Source organism: Sphingomonas sp. (assembly GCF_019242355.1).
Classification (GTDB): Bacteria; Pseudomonadota; Alphaproteobacteria; order Sphingomonadales; family Sphingomonadaceae; genus Sphingomicrobium.
On record NZ_JAFAVR010000270.1, the window covers coordinates 1 to 2,489 of the forward strand.

2 protein-coding genes are annotated in these 2,489 nt (G+C 62.6%); both read left to right on the forward strand.

Annotated features, from left to right (window positions below; translation table 11 throughout):
• On the forward strand, positions 1 to 1,038 hold a 1,038-nt coding region (locus JOZ79_RS12860; RefSeq protein WP_294074854.1), incomplete at its 5' end, for a hypothetical protein.
• A 240-nt stretch (positions 1,039 to 1,278) separates the two neighbouring features.
• A partial coding sequence (locus tag JOZ79_RS12865; protein WP_294074857.1) for a TonB-dependent receptor plug domain-containing protein occupies positions 1,279 to 2,489 on the forward strand: 1,211 nt, incomplete at its 3' end.

Consider the following 2,489-nt stretch of genomic DNA (forward strand, 5'->3'; position numbering starts at 1 on the left):
CTTGACGAGGGCGGGGCAAAGACGCCGATCCAATTGCCGATACAGAATGCACGGGTGAAGGAGAAGCGCGGCGAGGTCTGGATCAACGGCGGCCGGTCGCTGGCCAGGAACCTGCAGATGAACGCCGGCCTCAACTTCGAATTCTCACACCTCACCGTCAATGGGGATGCGACCGCCGACCGCAAGCTGAGCTTCCTCAAGCCCAGCGTGACCCTGGACTGGCAACCTGGCGGCGGGTGGCACACGCAGTTCATCCTCCGTCGGACGGTCGCTCAGCTGGATTTCTTCGACTTCGTGAGCGCGGCCGACCTTTCGGTCGGTGGACGAGTCAACGGCGGCAATGCCAACCTGCAGCCGCAGCGGTCGTGGGAAGGGCGCGTGCTGGTCGAACGGCCGATCTTCGGAAAGGGGCAGTTGAGGCTGGAGCTTGGCTATGATCTCGTCAGCCTGCTCCAGGACCGAATCCTGATCTTCGACGGGCATGGCAATGCGTTCGACGCGCCGGGGAACCTCGGAACCGGTCGGCGTCAATATGCCGACCTGACCTTCGACGCGCCCTTGGACAATCTCTGGAAGGGCCTGCACGTCCGTCTGCACGGAAATCTGCAGCGCACGCGGGTCAGGGATCCGATCGACGGCCGTCCGCGCGACTGGAGCGGCTTTTACCCACGCTGGCTGTGGGACGCCGACCTCCGCCGCGACGTCGGCAAGTTCGCCTATGGCGTGGCGATGTCCGACAATCGGCGGGCGACCTTCTTCAGGACCGACGACTTCGACACCAATTACAATGTCGGCTTCCCCTATACGTCCGCATTCATCGAATATCGTCCAAGCGCCAACCGGACCCTGACGCTCAACGTCAACGATATTTCCAACTCGGGCGGAGCGCGCGATCTCGTGCTGTTCGACCCGAACCGCACCGTCGGTCATCCGAGCCAGCTCGAGCACCGTTTTCGCAACAGCCACGTGCGCATCGGGATCACTTTCAAGCAGAGCTTCGGGGGTGGAGCCGCAGCCAAGGCGCCGGAGACGCCATAAGCGCGCGGCACCGACATCGGAGAGCCGATTCGCCCAACCGAGAGCCGCTCAGCCAGCGAACCTTGGGGAAAGTTAACCCGGTCGCGGCTTCGTCCCGAGAGGATCGGCAGCGAAAGCTTCACAAATCCGCCTTCCTGGCGCTCGATAAAGCGTCGCGGCGCGTAAACGAGCGCTGCCCATACCCCTATTCCATTGGACGCGCTGACAACGGCGCGCCTTCCGACAGAGCCGGGGGTCACAATGGGCGATCAAGACATGCAATTCGTCGCGACTGGAGGCCAGGCGCACCCGGCTCGAACTCGCCTCTCGACCTCTGCGGTCCTGCTCGTCAGCGCGGCGATGGGCGCACAGCCTGCGCTTGCCAAAGCGGCATCGGCTGACGCTCAGCCAACGGACAACAGCGCGATCGTGGTCACCGGGACGCGGACGCAATCGACGAACATAAAGCGCGAATCGAAAGTGGTCGTCGACGTCCGCTCGGAACAGGAAATCCGGGCCCTTCCGGACATCAATGCCGCGGAGGCGCTGCAGCGTCTCTCCGGCGTATCGCTCGAGTCAGACAGCGGCGAAGGGCGCTTCGTCAATATTCGCGGCATGGACGCCGATCTCAACGGAACGACCTATGACGGTGTTCGCTTGACCGCGTCCAATCCCTCATCCCCACAAGGGGGTGCCCGAGCCGTTGCTTTCGATGCCTTTCCCTCTGGCATTCTAGGCGGGCTTGAAGTGGTCAAGTCGCTCAGTCCCGACATGGACGCCGAAGGCCTGGGCGGCGTCGTCAACATCGTCCCCCGCTCGATTTCTCAGGGTCGTCGCACCCTGATCCAGGGAAGCCTTGGCGGAGGAATTGAAACGCTCCGCAACAATGGCCGCTACATGGGAGACATTAGCGCCGGCGGCGGCTTCGGAGGAACGACTCCATCGGGCCAGAATCGGGTCGAGGTCATCCTCTCCTACGCTTACGACCGCGACAAGCGGGGCATCGATGACGTCGAAGCCGACTATATCAATGATCCTTCAGTGGCGCCGCCGGGCACCAGCGATTACCTGGCCAGCAAGCTCTACGACGACCTTCAACCGCGCTGGTATGAGTATCAGCGCACCCGCCAGGGCCTGGCCGGCAGCCTGGTGTTCCGACCGGACGACGACAGCTCATTCTACATTCGAGGGCTGCACTCGGGCTATGTCGAATATGCCCACAAGCATGAGTTCAAGATCAACGGCCTCGCCGATGACATCCTGACCATCGACAACGCTACGGGCGACGTCACGGGAGACGCCGTCAGCCCTCGGGAAGAGGCAATCTCGACCCGTGAGAATCTTGGCAACAACCTGTTCGAAGTCGGCGGCAACACGTTGCTTGGCAATGTGAAAGTGAGTGCGCGTGGGGCCTATACCCGCGGGTACGATCATTTTCCCTACAGCATCGGCGCCACCTGGCAGACGCCAGA